At 73.3% G+C, this 16,564-nt stretch carries 15 protein-coding genes; 10 read left to right on the forward strand and 5 right to left on the reverse strand.

Features of this window, described 5'->3' with window-relative positions; translation table 11 throughout:
* The 4 genes from ABZ862_RS17690 to ABZ862_RS17705 form a co-directional block, all read right to left on the reverse strand.
* Positions 1 to 491: permease (locus tag ABZ862_RS17690; RefSeq protein WP_360958838.1), on the reverse strand; the 491-nt coding region annotated here is incomplete at its 3' end.
* 65 nt (positions 492 to 556) lie between these two features.
* Positions 557 to 3,019: a GH92 family glycosyl hydrolase gene (locus ABZ862_RS17695; RefSeq protein WP_360958840.1), complete on the reverse strand. Its 2,463-nt coding sequence runs from the start codon at positions 3,017 to 3,019 to the stop codon at positions 557 to 559.
* A gap of 237 nt (positions 3,020 to 3,256) precedes the next feature.
* A complete protein-coding gene (locus ABZ862_RS17700) occupies positions 3,257 to 4,072 on the reverse strand; it encodes an SAM-dependent methyltransferase (RefSeq protein WP_360958843.1) in 816 nt (271 codons plus the stop codon).
* Between the two features lie 145 nt (positions 4,073 to 4,217).
* On the reverse strand, positions 4,218 to 5,093 hold the full coding sequence (locus ABZ862_RS17705) for a helix-turn-helix transcriptional regulator (RefSeq protein ID WP_360958845.1): 876 nt from the start codon (positions 5,091 to 5,093) through the stop codon (positions 4,218 to 4,220).
* A gap of 501 nt (positions 5,094 to 5,594) precedes the next feature.
* Between ABZ862_RS17705 and ABZ862_RS17710 the strand changes: the two genes are divergently transcribed.
* From ABZ862_RS17710 to egtD, 9 genes are all read left to right on the forward strand, one after another.
* Entirely contained in the window at positions 5,595 to 6,038 is a 444-nt protein-coding gene (locus ABZ862_RS17710; protein ID WP_360958848.1) for an ATP-binding protein, read from the forward strand.
* 55 nt (positions 6,039 to 6,093) lie between these two features.
* Complete coding sequence (locus ABZ862_RS17715; RefSeq protein WP_360958850.1) at positions 6,094 to 6,231, forward strand: hypothetical protein; 138 nt, start codon at positions 6,094 to 6,096, stop codon at positions 6,229 to 6,231.
* A gap of 2 nt (positions 6,232 to 6,233) precedes the next feature.
* Positions 6,234 to 6,452: a hypothetical protein gene (locus tag ABZ862_RS17720; RefSeq protein ID WP_360958853.1), complete on the forward strand. Its 219-nt coding sequence runs from the start codon at positions 6,234 to 6,236 to the stop codon at positions 6,450 to 6,452.
* Positions 6,453 to 6,592: 140 nt separating this feature from the next.
* A complete protein-coding gene (locus ABZ862_RS17725) occupies positions 6,593 to 8,083 on the forward strand; it encodes an SPFH domain-containing protein (RefSeq protein ID WP_360958856.1) in 1,491 nt (496 codons plus the stop codon).
* Positions 8,084 to 8,561: 478 nt separating this feature from the next.
* Positions 8,562 to 9,017, forward strand: coding sequence for a type II toxin-antitoxin system PemK/MazF family toxin (locus ABZ862_RS17730; RefSeq protein WP_360958858.1), 456 nt, complete (start codon positions 8,562 to 8,564; stop codon positions 9,015 to 9,017).
* Positions 9,018 to 9,421: 404 nt separating this feature from the next.
* Positions 9,422 to 10,804, forward strand: a complete 1,383-nt coding sequence (egtA, locus tag ABZ862_RS17735) for an ergothioneine biosynthesis glutamate--cysteine ligase EgtA (protein ID WP_360958860.1) — start codon at positions 9,422 to 9,424, stop codon at positions 10,802 to 10,804.
* Complete coding sequence (egtB, locus tag ABZ862_RS17740; protein ID WP_360958863.1) at positions 10,801 to 12,249, forward strand: ergothioneine biosynthesis protein EgtB; 1,449 nt, start codon at positions 10,801 to 10,803, stop codon at positions 12,247 to 12,249. The genes egtA and egtB overlap by 4 nt, the downstream gene beginning before the upstream one ends.
* The gene (gene egtC, locus ABZ862_RS17745) at positions 12,249 to 13,127 is read left to right on the forward strand and encodes an ergothioneine biosynthesis protein EgtC (protein ID WP_360958866.1); all 879 of its coding nucleotides are present in this window, start codon (positions 12,249 to 12,251) and stop codon (positions 13,125 to 13,127) included. The genes egtB and egtC overlap by 1 nt, the downstream gene beginning before the upstream one ends.
* Entirely contained in the window at positions 13,124 to 14,086 is a 963-nt protein-coding gene (gene egtD / locus ABZ862_RS17750; RefSeq protein ID WP_360958869.1) for an L-histidine N(alpha)-methyltransferase, read from the forward strand. Before egtC ends, egtD begins: the two co-directional genes overlap by 4 nt.
* A 39-nt stretch (positions 14,087 to 14,125) precedes the next feature.
* Here egtD and ABZ862_RS17755 read toward each other — a convergent pair whose 3' ends face one another.
* Entirely contained in the window at positions 14,126 to 15,202 is a 1,077-nt protein-coding gene (locus ABZ862_RS17755) for a LacI family DNA-binding transcriptional regulator (RefSeq protein WP_360958871.1), read from the reverse strand.
* 328 nt (positions 15,203 to 15,530) lie between these two features.
* Here ABZ862_RS17755 and ABZ862_RS17760 point away from each other — a divergent pair, with 328 nt between their 5' ends.
* Positions 15,531 to 16,472: an AraC family transcriptional regulator gene (locus tag ABZ862_RS17760; protein WP_360958874.1), complete on the forward strand. Its 942-nt coding sequence runs from the start codon at positions 15,531 to 15,533 to the stop codon at positions 16,470 to 16,472.
* Positions 16,473 to 16,564: the final 92 nt, after the last annotated feature.

Raw genomic sequence — 16,564 nt, forward strand, 5'->3', positions numbered from 1 at the left:
GTCACACCCCGCCCGATCAGACTGCCCGCCACCGGCACCGACGCGCATTCGCAACCCGGCAGCACCACTCCGGCAACCCCGGCCACCGGGACGGCCAGCGCGGGCCGCCTGGGCAGCACCCGGGTGAACACCCGTGCCGGGACGAAGGCGTTGATGGCGCCGGACAGCGCCGTGCCCAGCAGGAGGAAGGGCATGGCCTGCACGGTGACCGCGAGACAGACGGTACGCCAGGCCCGCATGGCCGGGGCGTCGCTCCAGTGGCCGATCACCAGGACGGCGGCGCCGGGCACGACTGCGGCGGCCAGCAGCAGGAGGGGCCAGAAGCGTGGCCAGCCGGCGGCTTCGTCCCTCTCCTCCCCGGCCGACGCCCGTGCCGCTGCGGGCGCGGGCGTCGGCGCGGGTGCGGGCGTGAAGCCGGTCCCGCGGGCGGCCGCGGGACCGTTCGCCCCGCTGCGGGACAGTTCGTCCCGTTCGTCAGTTGTGTGTCGCATGCGCACTCCGGTGGCCCAGGTTCGGACCGAAGATACCGTTCGCCGGAGTGCGCGCTTCACCACCGCTACCGCGGCAGGCCTTCCGGATCGGTGGCCCAGGCGGTGTCGGGCCGGTCGGTGAGGCGGAAGGCGAGGGTGCCGCCGGAGCGTGTGAGGGCGGCGTCGGTCCAGGAGCGTTCCAGGGGGCGGCTGTTCAGGGTGGCGGCGGTGACGTAGGAGTGGGTGTCGTCCGCGGCGGGGGCGTCGATCCTGATGTCTTTGCGGCCGGGACGGTCGATCAGTGCCGAGGTGAACACGGGGGCGCCGAGCAGGAGATCGGCGCTGCCAGGGGTCCTCGGGTAGATGCCGAGGGCGGAGAAGACGTACCAGGCGGACATGGTGCCGAGGTCGTCGTTGCCGGGCAGGCCCGAGGGACCGGTGCCGTAGACGGTGTCGAGGATCTGCCGGACCGTCGCCTGGGTCTTCCACGGCTGTCCGAGCGCGTTGTAGAGCCAGGGGGCGTGGATGCCGGGCTCGTTGGTGGGGTCGTAGCGGAGGGCGTCGCCGCCGCGCACCGACCAGGAGCCGTCGGCGTTGTGGAAGAAGCCGTCGAGACGGGCCGCGGCGGTCTCCCGGCCGCCCATCGCCTCGGCGAGGCCCTGGACGTCCTGCGGCACCATCCAGGTGTAGGTGGCGCTGGTGCCCTGGGCGAAGCCGAGGTCGCTGCCGGGACTGAACGGTGTCACCCAGCTGCCGTCGAGCTTGCGGGCCCGGATGTAGCCGCCCGTGCCGGTGGCGCCGGGGTCGAAGACGTTGCGCCAGTAGGCGGCGCGCTCGGTGAAGACCCGCGCCTCGGTGTCGCGGCCGAGCAGCGTGGCCCACCGGGCGAGGGCGGAGTCGGCGACGGCGTCCTCCAGGGTCTCGGCGGCGCCGCCCCAGCAGTGGCAGACGTCCTGGGCGGCGTAGTGCGAGCTCAGGTACTGCGCGAGGTTGGGGCGCTGGCCGGTGCACTGGCCGGGGCAGCCGGCGTCCGAGAGTTCGTCGGCGGTGGGCACGGTGGCCTGGCGGACCAGGGAGTCGAAGGCGCCCCGGTAGTCGAAGTTGCGCACGCCCATGGCGTAGAAGGTGGCGAGGGTCGCCGCCGACGGGTCACCGGTCATGACGTGGGTGGCGCCGCTGATGTGCACCCAGCGGTCCCAGACCCCGCCGTTCTGGCGGGCGAAGTTGTAGAGCGACTGGGCGAAGTCCCCGGCCACGGTGGGCTTCAGGAGGGCGAGCAGCTGGATCTGGGCGCGGTACTGGTCCCAGCCGGAGAAGTTGCTGTACTGCGCCCGCTGGCCGCGCGCCAGCCGGTGGACGGCCTGGTCCATGCCCCAGTAGCGGCCGTCGGTGTCGCTGATCAGGTCCGGCTGCATCAGGGCGTGATAGAGCGCGGTGTAGAAGGTACGGCGCCGGGCGTCCGAACCGCCCTGTACGCGGACCGAGTCCAGTTCGCGGTCCCAGGCCTGTGCCCCGGCCCCGGCCACCTGGGCGACGCTCGCGTGCGGCCGGATCTCGTGGCGGAGATTGGTCTCGGCGCCCGCGAGGGAGACGTAGGAGATGCCGATCCGCATGTGGACATCGTTGTCGGCGCTCGTGTCGAAGCCGACCCAGCCCCCGGAGCCGCGTCCCGCGCGGTCGGCGCCGGTCGCGTAGCCCTCGCCGCCGCCGGCCGTCGTGGACCCCGGGGAGAGGGTGCCGTCGTGCCAGGTGCCGACGGTGGAGAAGGCCCGGTCGAAGGAGGCGCTGAAGTACAGCCGGTAGTAGCTCTTGCGGTTGTTGACACCGCCGTTGGCACGGCGGCCGCAGAAGGCGCCGGTGAGCACCCAGCCGGTCACCTTGCGGTGCGCGGTGTCGATGTCGACGTGCGCGTCCTCGCTGCCGTTGAGGGAGTTGGAGACGCGGAAGAGCAGGCTCGCGGGCTTGTCGCTCGGGAAGGTGAAGTCGGCGACGCCGGCGCGTTCGCTCACGGCCAGGTCGGCGGTGGCGCCGGACGCGAGGCCGAGGGTGTAGCGGCCGGGGACGGCCTTCTCGTCGGCGTGGCTGAAGTCGGCGGCGTAGACGGCGTCCTTGGTGTCGGCGGACGGCGAGGAGGTGACGTCCCCGGTGAACGGCATGATCGGTACGTCGCCCGCGGCGCCGGGGTTGCAGCCCGCTCCGTTGACGTGCGTGAGGCTCAGGCCGCGGATGCGGGTGGTGTTGTACTGATAGCCGTTGGCGGCGCCGGTGCCGGTCTGGTCGCCGGTCGTGCTGGTCGGGGACCAGGCGATCATGCCGTAGGGGAGGGTGGCGCCGGGATAGGTGTTGCCGCCGTTCGCGGAGCCGATCAGGGGGTCCACGAGCGAGGAGGGCCGCTCGGCCGGGATGCCCACGGAGGCCGCGGAGGCCGCGGAGGCCGCGGACGGGAAGGGAGCGGCGACGGCGAGAGCGGTGGAGAGGGCGGTGGCGGCCAGGGCCACCCCGGATCTGGTCCCGAACCGCCGTGCCGTGCGCAGCCGGTGAGGGCGCATGAGGTCGATCGCCTTTCTCTGGGCAGCGTTTGCCGCACAGAGCCTGCCCGAGGGCGGCCGTGCGGCAACGTCCCCGTGTGGTGAAGGCGAGGTGAACGGTGCGGACGGGCAACGGAGTTCCCGATCCGCACCGCCGAGGCACCGGGCACCGGGCACCGGGGCATCAGGGCATCAGGGCATCAGGGCATCGTGGTGGCCTGTGCGGCACCACGGGGCCCGGTGTCGCGGCGGGCCGGATCACGGCTTGCGCGCGACCGCCCCGTACATCGCGATGTCCTCGTCCCGGATGCCCTTCTCCCCCGTGCCGTCCGGGTGCCACTTGTGCACCTGCACGATGCCGGGCCCGACCAGTTCCAGGCCCTCGAAGAACGCGTGGGCCTCGTCGATGGTGCGCAGCCGCATCGGCATGTCGCGGGCGGCGTACTCGCGGGCGACGCGGCCCACCTCCTCCGGCGCGAACTCGGCCGTGCCGATGGACATCGCCAGGTGACTGCCCGGGGGCAGCGGCTCCAGGAGACGGCGGACCACGCCGACCGCGTCGTCCGCGTCCAGCATGAAGTGGACGATCGCGATCACGGTGAGCGCGACCGGCCGGGTGAGGTCGAGCGTCTCGCGCAGTTCGGGGGCGTCCAGGATGGCCGCCGGGTCGCGGAAGTCGGCCTCGATGTACGACGTCCTGCCCTCGGGGGTGCTGGAGAGCAGCCCCTGGGACAGGGTGAGGACGATCGGGTCGTTGTCCACGTAGACGACCCGGGCGTCGGGGGACACCGCCTGGGCGATCTCGTGGAGGTTCGGGGAGGTGGGGATGCCGGTGCCGATGTCGAGGAACTGGCGCATCCCCGCCTCCTCGGCGAGCCAGCGGGCCGCGCGGTTCATCCAGTCGCGGTTGGCCCGCATGTGGACCGGCAGCGCCGGCCACTCCCGGGCCATGGCGTCACCGGCCTCCTGGTCGGCCGGGTAGTAGTCCTTGCCGCCCAGGATGTAGTCGTAGATCCGTGCGGAGTGCGCGTGATCGGTGTCGATACGGTCGGCCGGCCATCCGTTGTCGGGCAACGCCGTCTCTCCCCTCCGGTCGGGTGGTGCGGGTGTGGTCCGCGGTGACCAGGCTGCCAGCAAACCCGGCCCAGATCAGGTGGTCGGCCGTATCGGTCCGCGCCCGGGGGTCTGCGCGCCGCCGCCGGGCACGAGGCGGTGCAGGTCAGAGTTCCCTGCGCAGGGCGCCGAGGACGGCCTCGGTCTTGCGGGCGGGCGCCGCCTGCGCCCCCAGCCGGTCCAGGGCCTCGCGGTAGACCACGACGTCGTCGCCCTTGTCCAGGTAGACGGCGCCCACCATGCCGTTCAGGTAGACGACGTCGGGCAGTTCGGGGGCCCGGAAGCGGAAGAGATGGAAGGATCCGGCGCTCATCGCCGGATGCGGGCCGTTGGCGAACGGCATGATCTGGAGGGTCACCTGCGGCAGCCGGCCCAGTTCGATGAGATGGTCGATCTGGGCGCGCATCACGTCCGTGCCGCCGACCGGCCAGCGCAGCACCGTCTCGTCCATCACGACCCACAGCCGCGGCGGTGCCTCGCGGGTGAGGAGTTCCTGGCGGCGCATCCGCAACGCGACCCGGCGGTCGGTGGCCCCGGCCGCCGCGTGCGGGTTGCCCGCGCCCAGCAGGGCACGGGCGTACGCCTCCGTCTGCAGCAGACCGTGCACGACCTGGTTCTCGTAGGCGCGGATCTGCAACGCCGCCTGTTCCAGGCTGAGATACGCGGCGAACCAGTCCGGCAGCACATCGCGGTAGGTGTGCCACCAGCCGCGTTTGTTGGCCTCGCGGACCGACTTCAGGAAGGTGTCGATCTCCTGCTGGTCCGTCACCCCGTAGACCTGGAGCAGTTTCTCGGCGTCCGTGAGCCGGAGCCGGGCGACCTTGGCGGCCTCCATGCGGCGGATCGTGGAGTGGCTGACGCCGATGGCCCGTCCGGCCTCCTCGTAGCTGAGACCGGCGCGGGTGCGCAGGTCCTCCAGCTGTCTGCCGAGGATCATGCGCAGCACGGTAGGTGCTCCGCCCCAGTCGGTCTCCGCGGTCACGCCCCGCCCCCTCACAACGGCTGTTCCAGGGCCACCGTCTCATGTGATCGGATCCGATCGCTTCGGCAGGCTGGAACGATCATTTCTTGATGCAAGCAGCATGCATATGGCCGATTGCAATTTTCAACTTGTCGGTTGCGGGCTGATGTTGGCAGGTGCCACAGTGGACCCACCGTTCCGGCACAGCCACGACGGACGGGACCGGACGGCCCTGTCGGGGGAGACGGGGTCACGAAACCGGCGCACCCCCACGGTGTGACGGCGAGGAAAGGCACGGCCATGGCTCCGTCCGCTCTCCCGCAGCCGCCGGACGGACAACCCGGCGGGCGGCCTGACGGCAGCCGGGCCGTCGGACCCCGGCCCGCACTGGTTCCCGCCCCGGAACCGGCGCACTCCACCAGACCACCCGGAGGCGAGCGTCCCGGTCGACTCCCCGGGCCCCAGGGCCCCGACCGGCTCGCCTCCGGGGCCGTACCACCCGCCGCTCCGACGGCCCCCGTCGTGCCGCTGCCGCTGCCGGTTCCGGTGCCGCCGGAACCGTACGGGCGCAGCCACACCCTCGAACTGCCCGCCACCCCCGAGGCGGTGCGCGCGGCCCGCGGCTCCGCGGGCGAGGTGCTGGCCTCGTGGGGCGTCGCCGACGAGCTCGCCGACAGCGTTGTCCTCGTCACTTCGGAACTCGTGACCAACGCCGTCACCCACTCGGGCAGCGAGCGGATCGTGTACCGGCTGTACGGGACGGGGGGCGTGGTCCGCGTCGAGGTCGAGGACCAGAACCGCGGTCACCGGCTCCCGGCTCCGCGCCGGCCGGGCCCGGAGGAACAGAGCGGGCGCGGACTTCTCCTGGTCGGGACGCTGAGCCGGGACTGGGGGGTCGCTCCGGCTCCGGACGGCGGTCCCGGACGCGTCGTCTGGGCCGAACTGACGGCGCCGAAGAGGCCCTGAGACCCGTTCCGCACCCGGTGCTCCCCGTGCGGCCCGGCCCAAGTCCCGTACGGCGATGTCCCGTACGGCCGTGTCTCCCGTACGCCCGCGCCCGCACCTCCACGTCCCGCAGCCCGTGTCCCGGGCTGCGGCCGTCATGATCGCCATGACCTTCGGCCCCTACGCCCGTCCGGCAGCCGCCCGTACCCTGTGACCATGGGCGATGCGTCGATGGTCGGGCTGATGGGGCGAGTCACCGGGACGGTGGGACCTGGGCTCGTCGGCGAGGTGATCGTCCGCGTGCGCGGAGGTGCCGAACACTTCCTCGCCTATCCCGCCCCGGGGGCCGGGCGGATCGAGAGCGGGACGGTGGTGATGGTGGTCGACTACCTGCCGCCGAGGACGGTCTACGTCAGCGCGGCGTACGACAGCTGAGCATGCTCCACCGCAGGTGAGGACGACCGGCATCAAGATTGCAACAAGGACCGGCCGACAGCTTCACCCGGGCCTCGCGCGGGAGCACACTCACGTTCGTCAGGTGCCGACAGGGCACCGTGCAAAGGGGGCGTTTGCCGATGGTCATCGGCGTCATCGCGGGGGCGGCGGTCGCTGCCGTTCTCGTACTGATCGGTCTGTTCAAACTGATGTGGCGGGTGGCCGAGCCGAACGAGGCACTCATCATCTCGGGTTCCAGGCACCGGACCGAGGGTGTCGAAGAGGGCATGGGGTTCCGTATCGTCACCGGGCGCGGCACTCTGGTGCTGCCCGGTGTGCAGGCGGTCCGCAAGCTGTCCCTCGACCTCAACGAGACCGAGCTGCAGGTCGACTGCGTCACCCAGCAGGGCATTCCGCTCAAGGTGCGGGGCGTGGTCATCTTCAAGGTCGGCGACGACTACGTGTCCGTCGCCAACGCGGCACGGCGCTTCCTGGACCAGCAGCGGCTGATGTCCGAGCGGGTGCACAACGTGTTCGCCGGCCATCTCCGTTCCATCGTGGGCGGACTGACGGTCGAGGACATGATCCGCGACCGTGACAAGCTCACCGGTCAGACCCGTGCCGCGTGCGGCACGGAGATGGAGAAGCTCGGCCTGATCGTCGACTCGCTGCAGATCCACGAGATCGAGGACCCGACCGGGTACATCCAGAACCTGGCCATGCCGCACGCGGCGGCCGTCCAGCGCGACGCGCGTATCGCGCAGGCGGAGGCGAATCGTCTCGCCACCGAGGCCGAGCAGGCGTCGTACGCCCGGATGGCCGAGGCCACCCGGGACAGCGAGATCCTCCAGGCGGGCTACCAGGCCGAGCGTGACAACGCGTCGGCGAAGGCGCAGCAGGCGGGTCCGCTCGCCGCGGCGGCGGCCCGTCAGGAGGTCGTCGTCCAGGAGACCCGGGTCGCCGAGCTCGAGGCGCACCGCCGGGAGCAGCAGCTCCAGGCGGACGTCCGCAAGCCGGCCGACGCCAAGGCGTACGAGACCCGTACGCTCGCCGAGGCCCAGCGTGACGCGCGTATCTCCGCGGCCGAGGCCAAGGCCAGGGAGACGGAACTGGCGGCCACGGCCGAGGCGTCCCGGGTCAAGCAGGCCGCGGGCGCCGAGGCGGAGGCCACCAAGTCGCGCGGCGCGGCCACGGCGGCGGCGACCCGGGCGACCGGTGAGGCCGAGGCTGCCGCGGCACAGGCCAGGGGTCTGGCGCAGGCCGAGGCGGTCAGGGCCCAGGGCCTTGCCGAGGCGGAGGCCATCAAGGCGCGGGCCGCGGCCCTCGCCGAGAACCAGGAGGCCGTGGTCGCCCAGCAACTCGCCGAGAACTGGCCCGAGATCGTCAAGGCCGGTGCGTCCGCCTTCGGCAATGTCGACAACATGGTGCTGCTCAACGGCGCCGACGGCATGGCGGACGTGTTCGCGAAGGCGCTCACCATGGGCGGCACGGGCCTCGGCCTGGCCCGCCAGCTGCTGGCGTCGATGAACCAGGGCGGCCAGAACGGCCAGCCGGCGAACGGTGCTTCGGCGCTCAACGGCGTCACGGCGCCGCCGTCGCAGAAGGTGCCGGTGGAGAAGGACGAGAGGTAGGGACGAGAGGTGACGAACCGGCGGTGACCCACCGATCCGCGGTCACCGCTCGGCGGGGGCGCTCCCATGGGGGCGCCCCCGCCGCCGTGTCCGGACGGCCCCGGCCCCTCGCACCTTGGCCCTCTGCGCGGGACCCGAGGATTCCGGGACGCCGCCACCCGGGAACCCACCGCTCCCTCGTCCGCCTGCCAGGCACGAGGACCGAGCCGGGTCGAAGAGGCACCGGAGGCAGGGTGACGCGACGCGCGCCGCGCCCCGGGAGGCCCGCGATCGCCGCGGAGGCCCGGCCCCGGACCGCCCGCTGCCGGGCCGGTCGCAGGATCGCCGCCCCTGCCACCGCCCCTCCGCGGCCGACGGCACTCAGCCCCTGCCAGGAGCGTGCTCCGGGCCGCGTGGTGTGCGCTGCCGGGCAGTTCAGGGGCAGGTGGGGCGGCCCCGGATCCATGGTGACGGTCGGCAAGGCCCTAGGGTGCACCTCGTGACTGCGTTTACCGATGACCACGCGGACGAGAACGTCCCGGGCCGCTTCGGCCCCACCGCCACCACCGAGGCCGACCCCCGTGAGGTGGGCCAGGCCCGCACCGAGTACTCCCCCGCCCACGACGGCGACCCCGACCCCGGCGAGATCGTCTGGACCTGGGTGCCGTACGAGGAGAACGACGGCCGCGGCAAGGACCGGCCGGTGCTGGTCGTGGCGCGAGAGGCCGCCGGGACCCTGCTGGCGGTGCAGCTGACGAGCAAGCGGCACGACGCCTCCGACTGGGTGGCGATCGGCGCGGGTCCCTGGGACCGCTCCGGGCGCGACTCGTGGGTGCTGCTGGACCGGGTGATACGGATCCACGAGGACGGGATGCGCCGCGAGGCGTGCGCCCTGGACCGGGGCCGCTTCAACCTGGTACGCAACCGCCTCCGGGAGCGCTACGGCTGGAGCTGAGGCTCCCGGTCGCCCCCGCGGAGGCGACCCTCCGGACGACGCCTCCCGCAGCACGGCCCCGGCGCGCGGCCGGGGACCCGGACACCACGACGTCACGTGTGCCCGGAAGTCCCCACCACCGCCCGCCGGGGCCGAGCGGTCCCCGGAAGGCCCCCAGGGCCCGCCCCGAGCCGCACGACCGAATAAACATTCGGATTCTTCGGATCTTCCGCCGCGTCCGCGGACCCCGCACCGGATTTTCCCGGCCCCCGAAACTTCCCCGAAACCCGTGGAAACACCGGGCGGGACGGAGATGACGAACCCCTGACGGGCCCGGACATCCCGAAGTGCGCCCTTGTGGGATTTCGTGCGAGGGTCTTGGGTGGGACGAGTCCTGCCAGCGGACCCTCGGAGAGGATCCTGACATGTCCGATTCGGAACGTGACTGCGGCGACTGTACGCAGCCCCGTACCGCCGTCACCGAAGCCGAGGTGGAGGCCCTGGTCCGGGGCATCTGCTTCAAGACCGGACCGCCCACCGCACTCGGCGTCGAAGTCGAATGGCTCGTCCACGAGCTGCACGCACCGCAGCGGCTCCCCGTGTCACCCGAACGGCTCGACGCGGCCTACGCCGCACTGCGCCCCCTGCGCCTGAACTCGGCGCTCACCGTCGAACCCGGCGGCCAGCTGGAGCTCAGCTCGCCGCCTGCCGCCTCCCTCCTGGAGTGCGTCGGCACCGTCTGTGCCGATCTGGACGCCGTCCGCACCGTCCTGCGCGAGAACGGTCTCGCTCTGGCGGGCTTCGGCAGCGATCCCTGGCATCCGCCCCGCCGCTTCCTGCACTCCCCGCGCTACGACGCGATGGAGCTCTGTCTCGACCGCGGCGGCCCGGCCGGCCGCGGCATGATGTGCACCTCGGCCTCGGTACAGGTGTGCGTGGACGCCGGGTACGAGGAGCCCGGCCCGCTGGGTCTCGGACGGCGCTGGTGGCTGGCCCACCATCTGGGCGCGGTCCTGGTCGCGGCCTTCGCCAACTCGCCGCTGCTCGGCCGCGAGCCGACCGGCTGGGTCTCCACCCGGCAGCTGCTGTGGATGGAGATCGACGCGGGCCGGACGGGCGCGCCCGCGCTGAACGGCGACCCTCGCGCCGCGTGGGCCCGGCATGTGCTGGACGCGCCGGTGATGTGCGTACGGCGCGACGACGCCCCCTGGGAGGTCCCCGAGGGGCTCACCTTCCGGGAGTGGACCCGTTCGGGCGGATCCCGGCCGCCCGCGGAGGTCGGCCGGCCGCCCACCGAGGACGACCTCGCCTATCACATCACCACCCTGTTCCCGCCGGTCAGACCGCGCGGCCACCTCGAACTGCGCATGATCGACGCGCAGCCCGGCGACGACGGGTGGATCGTGCCGCTCGCCGTGACGGCGGCGCTGTTCGACGACCCGCAGGCGGCCGAGACGGCGTACCGGGCGGTGAAGCCGCTCGCCGAGCGGGCCGGGGACGGTCCGGCGCCGCACAATCCGCTGTGGCTGGACGCCGCCCGCCACGGCCTCGCCGATCCCGAGCTGCGCGAGGCGGCCGAGGTCTGCTTCGCGGCGGCACTGGACGCGCTGCCCCGGCTGGGGGCGACCCGGGAGATCACGGCCGCCGTCGCGGCGTTCCGGGAGCGCTATGTGCTGCGGGGCCGCTGCCCCGCCGACGATCTGCTCGACCGCCTGCGCGGCGGCACGGACCTCCTCGGGTCCCGCCCCCGCGCCACCGGGGGGAGCGTCACCTCCCCCGCGGCCCACGGAGAGGACAGCCGCACATGACCGACCCCGCACCCGGCACCGGGACGGCACCGGCCGGGACCACCGCGCCGGCCGGCACCGCCGGGACCACCACCGCACCGGCCGCCCCGACCGGGTCCACGGCGGCCGCCCGGGCCGGCACCACCGCGCCGGGTGACGCCGCCGTGTCCGCCGAGACGATCCGTGAGCGCGCGCTCACCACGCTCACCGCCGCCCGCGACCGCACCACCCTCCTCACCACCTGTGTCGACGAGCCGGACCTCACCGCCCAGCACTCCCCGCTGATGTCCCCGCTGGTGTGGGACCTCGCCCACATCGGCAACCAGGAGGAGCAGTGGATCCTGCGGGCGGTCGGCGGCCGGGACGCGATGCGCCCCGAGATCGACAGCCTCTACGACGCCTTCGAGCACCCGCGCGCCGAGCGCCCGCGGCTGCCCCTGCTGCCGCCCGCCGAGGCCCGTGCCTACGCGGCCGAGGTGCGCGGCCGGGTGCTGGACGTCCTGGAGTCCGCCGATCTGCACGGCACCCGGCTCACCGAGGCGGGCTTCGCCTTCGGGATGATCGCGCAGCACGAACAGCAGCACGACGAGACCATGCTGATCACCCATCAGCTCCGCATCGGCCCGCAGGCCCTGACGGCACCGGACCCCGACCCCGCGCCGCCGTACACCGGTCCGGCCGAAGTCCTCGTCCCCGGCGGCCCGTTCACCATGGGCACGTCCGACGAGCCGTGGGCGCTGGACAACGAACGCCCGGCGCACCGGCGTGACCTGGCCCCGTTCCACATCGACACCGCGCCGGTCACCAACGGCGCCTACCAGGCGTTCATCGCCGACGGCGGCTACGACGAGCCCCGTTGGTGGACGGCCGAGGGCTGGGCGCACATCCGGCGCCACTCCATCACCGCCCCGCTGTTCTGGCGGCGTGAGGGAGAGCAGTGGCTGCGCCGCCGGTTCGGTGTCACCGAGGCCGTACCGCCCGACGAGCCGGTGCTGCACGTGTGCTGGTACGAGGCGGACGCCTACGCCCGCTGGGCCGGGCGGCGGCTGCCCACCGAGGCGGAGTGGGAGAAGGCCGCCCGTCACGACCCGGTGTCCGGCCGCTCACGGCGCTACCCGTGGGGCGACGCCGACCCGGCGCCCGAGCACGCCAACCTCGGCCAGCGGCATCTGCGTCCGGCCCCGGCGGGCAGCTATCCGGCCGGGGAATCACCGCTGGGCGTACGCCAGCTGATCGGCGACGTCTGGGAGTGGACGGCGAGCGACCTGCTGCCCTACCCGGGCTTCCGGGCGTTCCCGTACAAGGAGTACTCGGAGGTGTTCTTCGGCCCGGAGTACAAGGTGCTGCGCGGCGGTTCGTTCGCGGTGGACCCGGTGGCCTGCCGCGGCACGTTCCGCAACTGGGACCACCCGGTCCGGCGGCAGATCTTCTGCGGGTTCCGCACGGCCCGCTCGGGGGCCGTCTGATGTGCCGTCACCTCGCCTACCTGGGACCGGAGGAGCCGCTCGGCCGGCTCCTCACGGCACCGCCGCACGCCCTGTACCGCCAGTCGTGGGCGCCCCGGCGCCAGCGGTACGGGACGGTCAACGCCGACGGTTTCGGGGTGGGCTGGTACGCGGCGGACGACCCGGTACCGGCCCGCTACCGGCGCGCCGGGCCCATCTGGGCCGACCTGTCCTTCGCCGACCTCGCCCGGGTGGTCCGCTCCGGTGCCTGTCTCGCCGCGGTGCGCGACGCCACCCTCGCGGGCGCCGACGCGGAGGCCGCGGCGGCGCCGTTCGCCGCGGACCACTGGCTGTTCAGCCACAACGGCGCGGTCACCGGCTGGCCCGGTACCCTCGCCCCGCTGACCCACGCCCTCCCCGCCACGGACCTCCTCTCCCTGGAGGCCCGCACCGACTCGGCGCTGCTGTGGGCCCTGGTCCTCGCCCGGCTGCGGGCGGGGCAGGAGACGGGACGGGCGCTGGCCGACACGGTGCTGGAGGCCGCCGCGCTCGCGCCCGGCTCCCGGCTCAACCTGCTGCTCACCGACGGCGCCGTCATCACCGCGACGGCCTGGGGCGACACCCTCTTCTTCCTGACCGGGCCCGGCCGCCGCACGGTGGTGGCCTCGGAGCCGTACGACGACGATCCGCGCTGGCAGGAGGTCCCCGATCGCACCCTGCTCACGGCGAGCCGCACCGACGTGCTGCTCACCCCGCTCGACGCCCTCGACGGCCTCGACGGCCTCGCCGCTCTGAGCACCGCCGGAGACGGCACCGGCACCGGCGAAGTCACCGGCGAGGCCGGTGACGACGTCGGCGAGGCCCCGGCACCCGCACCACGCAAGGAGCCCTGTACGTGAGCCTCTTCCACAGCACCCGCACCCTGCCCGAGGACGCCACGGGCGCCGCGCTGCGCGCGGACGTCCGCGACGGCCTGACCGGCACCCCCAAGACGCTCCCGCCGAAGTGGTTCTACGACGCCCGCGGCAGCGAGCTGTTCGACCTGATCACCGAGCTGCCCGAGTACTACCCGACCCGTGCCGAGCGCGAGATCCTCGTCGGCCGCGCGGACGAGATCGCCGCCGCCTCCGGCGCCCGTACGCTCGTCGAACTGGGCTCGGGATCCTCCGAGAAGACCCGCCACCTGCTCGACGCGCTGACCGGCCTGCACACCTATGTACCCGTCGACGTCAGCGAGTCGGCCCTCACCCGGGCCGGGCAGGCCCTCGTCGCCGAGCGGCCCGGGCTGCGGGTCCACGCGCTGATCGCCGACTTCACCCGGCCGCTCGCCCTCCCGGACACCCCGGGACCGAGACTGCTGGCGTTCCTCGGCGGCACGATCGGCAATCTGCTCCCCGCCGAACGCGCCGCGTTCCTCGCCGGGCTGCGCGCCCAGCTCTCCCCGGGTGACGCGCTGCTCCTCGGCACCGATCTGGTCAAGGACGAAGGGGTCCTGGTCAGGGCGTACGACGACGCGGCCGGGGTGACGGCCGCGTTCGACAAGAACGTCCTCGCCGTCGTCAACCGGGAACTGGGCGCCGACTTCGACCTCGCGGCCTTCGACCATGTGGCCCTGTGGGACGCGGAGAACGAGTGGATCGAGATGCGGTTGCGCTCCCGCGGGGCGCAGACCGTGAAGATCCGCGCGCTCGACCTCGCCGTGGACTTCGCGGCGGGCGAGGAACTGCGCACGGAGGTGTCGGCGAAGTTCCGCAGGGACGGCGTCCGGGACGAACTGTCCGCCGCGGGCTTCGGGACGACCCACTGGTGGACGGACCGCGAGGGCCGGTTCGCGCTGTCGCTGAGCACCGTGAGGTGACGTCGCCCCGACCCCGCCGCGGCCCCCTCGCCCCCTTCGTCACGCGTCGGTGAGGGGGCCGCGGCGTGCCGCCCGGTCGCCGGGCGGCGCGGCCGTGCTGTGCCGGACGACCAGCCGGGGGGTCATGGTGGTCTGCACGGCGTGCTCGCGGCTGCCCTCGACGCGCTCTATCAGCAGCCGCGCCGCCGTGGCGCCCATGTCGTGCCCCGCCTGGTCGACGCTGGTGAGCCGGACGGTGGCGAGGTCGGCGATGGCCGTGTTGTTGTAGCCGGCCAGGGACAGGTCGCCGGGGATGCTCAGCCCCAGTTCGTGCGCGGCGCGCCAGACGCCGAGGGCGGCGACGTCGGCGCCGGTCATGATGGCGGTGGGCGGGGTGCCGCCGGTGAGCAGGCTCATGCCCGCCTTGTGGCCGCCCTCGTCGGAGTAGGCGGCGCGGCAGACCCGTACATGGTCGGCGAGGCCGTGCCGGCTCATCGCCTCGACGTAGCCGTTGGTCAGCACGATCTCCGGGGTGCGGGCCCACCTGCTGCTGCGGGTGCCGGGGGACGGGACGAGCGCGATGGAGCGGTGCCCCTGGGCCACGAGATGGTCGACGACCAGCGCGGCCCCGGCGGCGTCGGCGTCGACGACGGAGTCGTGCAGGTCGGAGACGTCGTGGTGGCCGATGACGACGGTGGGGGTGGTCTGCGCGGTGGTGAGGACCTCGGACCGCTGGATGCCGGGGGCGATCAGGATGAGGCCGTCCATCTGCCGGTCGACCATGGAACGGATGGTCTTGTTCTGCGCGTCGACGCCGAAGCCCGCCGCGCCGATCATGACGGTGTACTCGCTGTCGCGCAGCGCGTCGCGGACGCCGTCGAGGATGTCGGCGAAGAACGCGTTGCGGATGTTGTCCAGCAGCACACCGATCGTGTAGGTGCGTCCGCGCATCCCGCGTGCCGCGGCGTGCGGCCGGTAGTCGAGCTCGGCCATGGCCGCGCGGACCTTCTCGCGCATGGCCTCGCTGACGCCGTAGGCGTTGCGGAGCACCTTGGAGACGGCGGCGGTGGACACGCCCGCGTGCTCCGCGACATCCGTGATGGTGACGCGCTTCTTCCGCTGCGAGTCCTGCCCCATGCTCGGCGCTCCCGGTTCTCCTGCTGATCACGATGCAGAGTGCAGACAACGGTCTACACGATGCGGCAGGCATGCGAAAGACGCATGGCGCCATCAAGTCGTCCGGACATCACGGCGAGACCCGGACCGGACGGTTCCGCCGCCGACGTGCTGGACGTTACCTGCCGATGTCTTGACGTTGCCGACCGCTGCATGCATCGTTGTGCGCACTTCGACAATGGAGAACGTTTTACAACGTCGTGTCCAGGGAGTCTGCGGTGAGCACCCCGCGAAGAGCCCGCACCCGGCCGGTCGACCCGCCCCGTCCGGCTCCCGGGGAGGCCATCGTATGAGCGACCGGTTCCCCGCTCTCCCGTGGCCCCGCCCGGGGTTCGGCGCCGGGGCGGGCCGCCGGCTCTACGACGGCTCGGTGCCGCCGCGCGCCCACGACTTCGCCGAGATCGCGGTCGCCCTGCGCGGCCAGGGCCGTCACCGCACCCGGGACAACACCGCCTGGCTGCGCCGCGGCGATGTGGTCCTGCTGCACCCCGGGACCCGGCACGCGGCCGACGGCTGCACGTCGCTGGAGCTCTTCCACTGCTGCGTCCGCCCGGCCGTGTTCGACCGCGAACTCGCCTGGGCGTACGGCGATCCGCTCCTCGGCCCGCTGCTGCGGCGGCCGGCCGGGGCGGGCGGCGGCGCCCGGCTGCTGCGGCTGCCGGAGCCCGGACTGCGCGCGGCGACCGGCCACCTCGACGAACTCGCCGCCCTGCAGGACCGCTCCGCCGCCGAGCACCGCGCCGACCTGGTGGGCCGACTGGCCCTCCTCCTCGGGATCCTGGCCCGCGCCCTGCCCGCCGGCGGCACGGGCCCCGGCGCCCTCGCGCCGCCGGCGGACCTGCCGCACCCCGCGGTCGTCCAGGCGCTGCACATCCTGGACACCCAGGTCACCCGTGAGTGGACGCTCACCGCGCTCGCCGACGTCCTCGGGCTGACGCCCGGTTATCTGTCACGCCTGTTCAAGGGGCACACCGGGACGCCGCCCATGGCCTATCTGGCCCGGCGCCGCACCGAGACCGCCGCCGACCTGCTGGCGCACACGGACGCCACCGTCGCGGCCGTCGCGGAGCGGGTGGGCTGGAGCGACCAGAACTACTTCGCGCGCCGGTTCAAGGCCCACTTCGGTGTCACACCGACCGCCTACCGGCTCCGCTCCCGTCAGAAGGCTTCCACGGCCGACCCGTTGCCCGCGACGTCGCCGAACGACCGCCCGGGCGGGTCGATTTCGTAGAACGTTACCTGACCGGATTCGGCCGTCGCCGCACGATCCATGTCAATTCTCTGCTAGATCGAGCTGTCTCCGGGCTAACCGTTGTGCATCGG

It is taken from the genome of Streptomyces sp. NPDC047000 (assembly GCF_040644295.1).
In the GTDB taxonomy this organism is placed as follows: Bacteria; Actinomycetota; Actinomycetes; order Streptomycetales; family Streptomycetaceae; genus Streptomyces.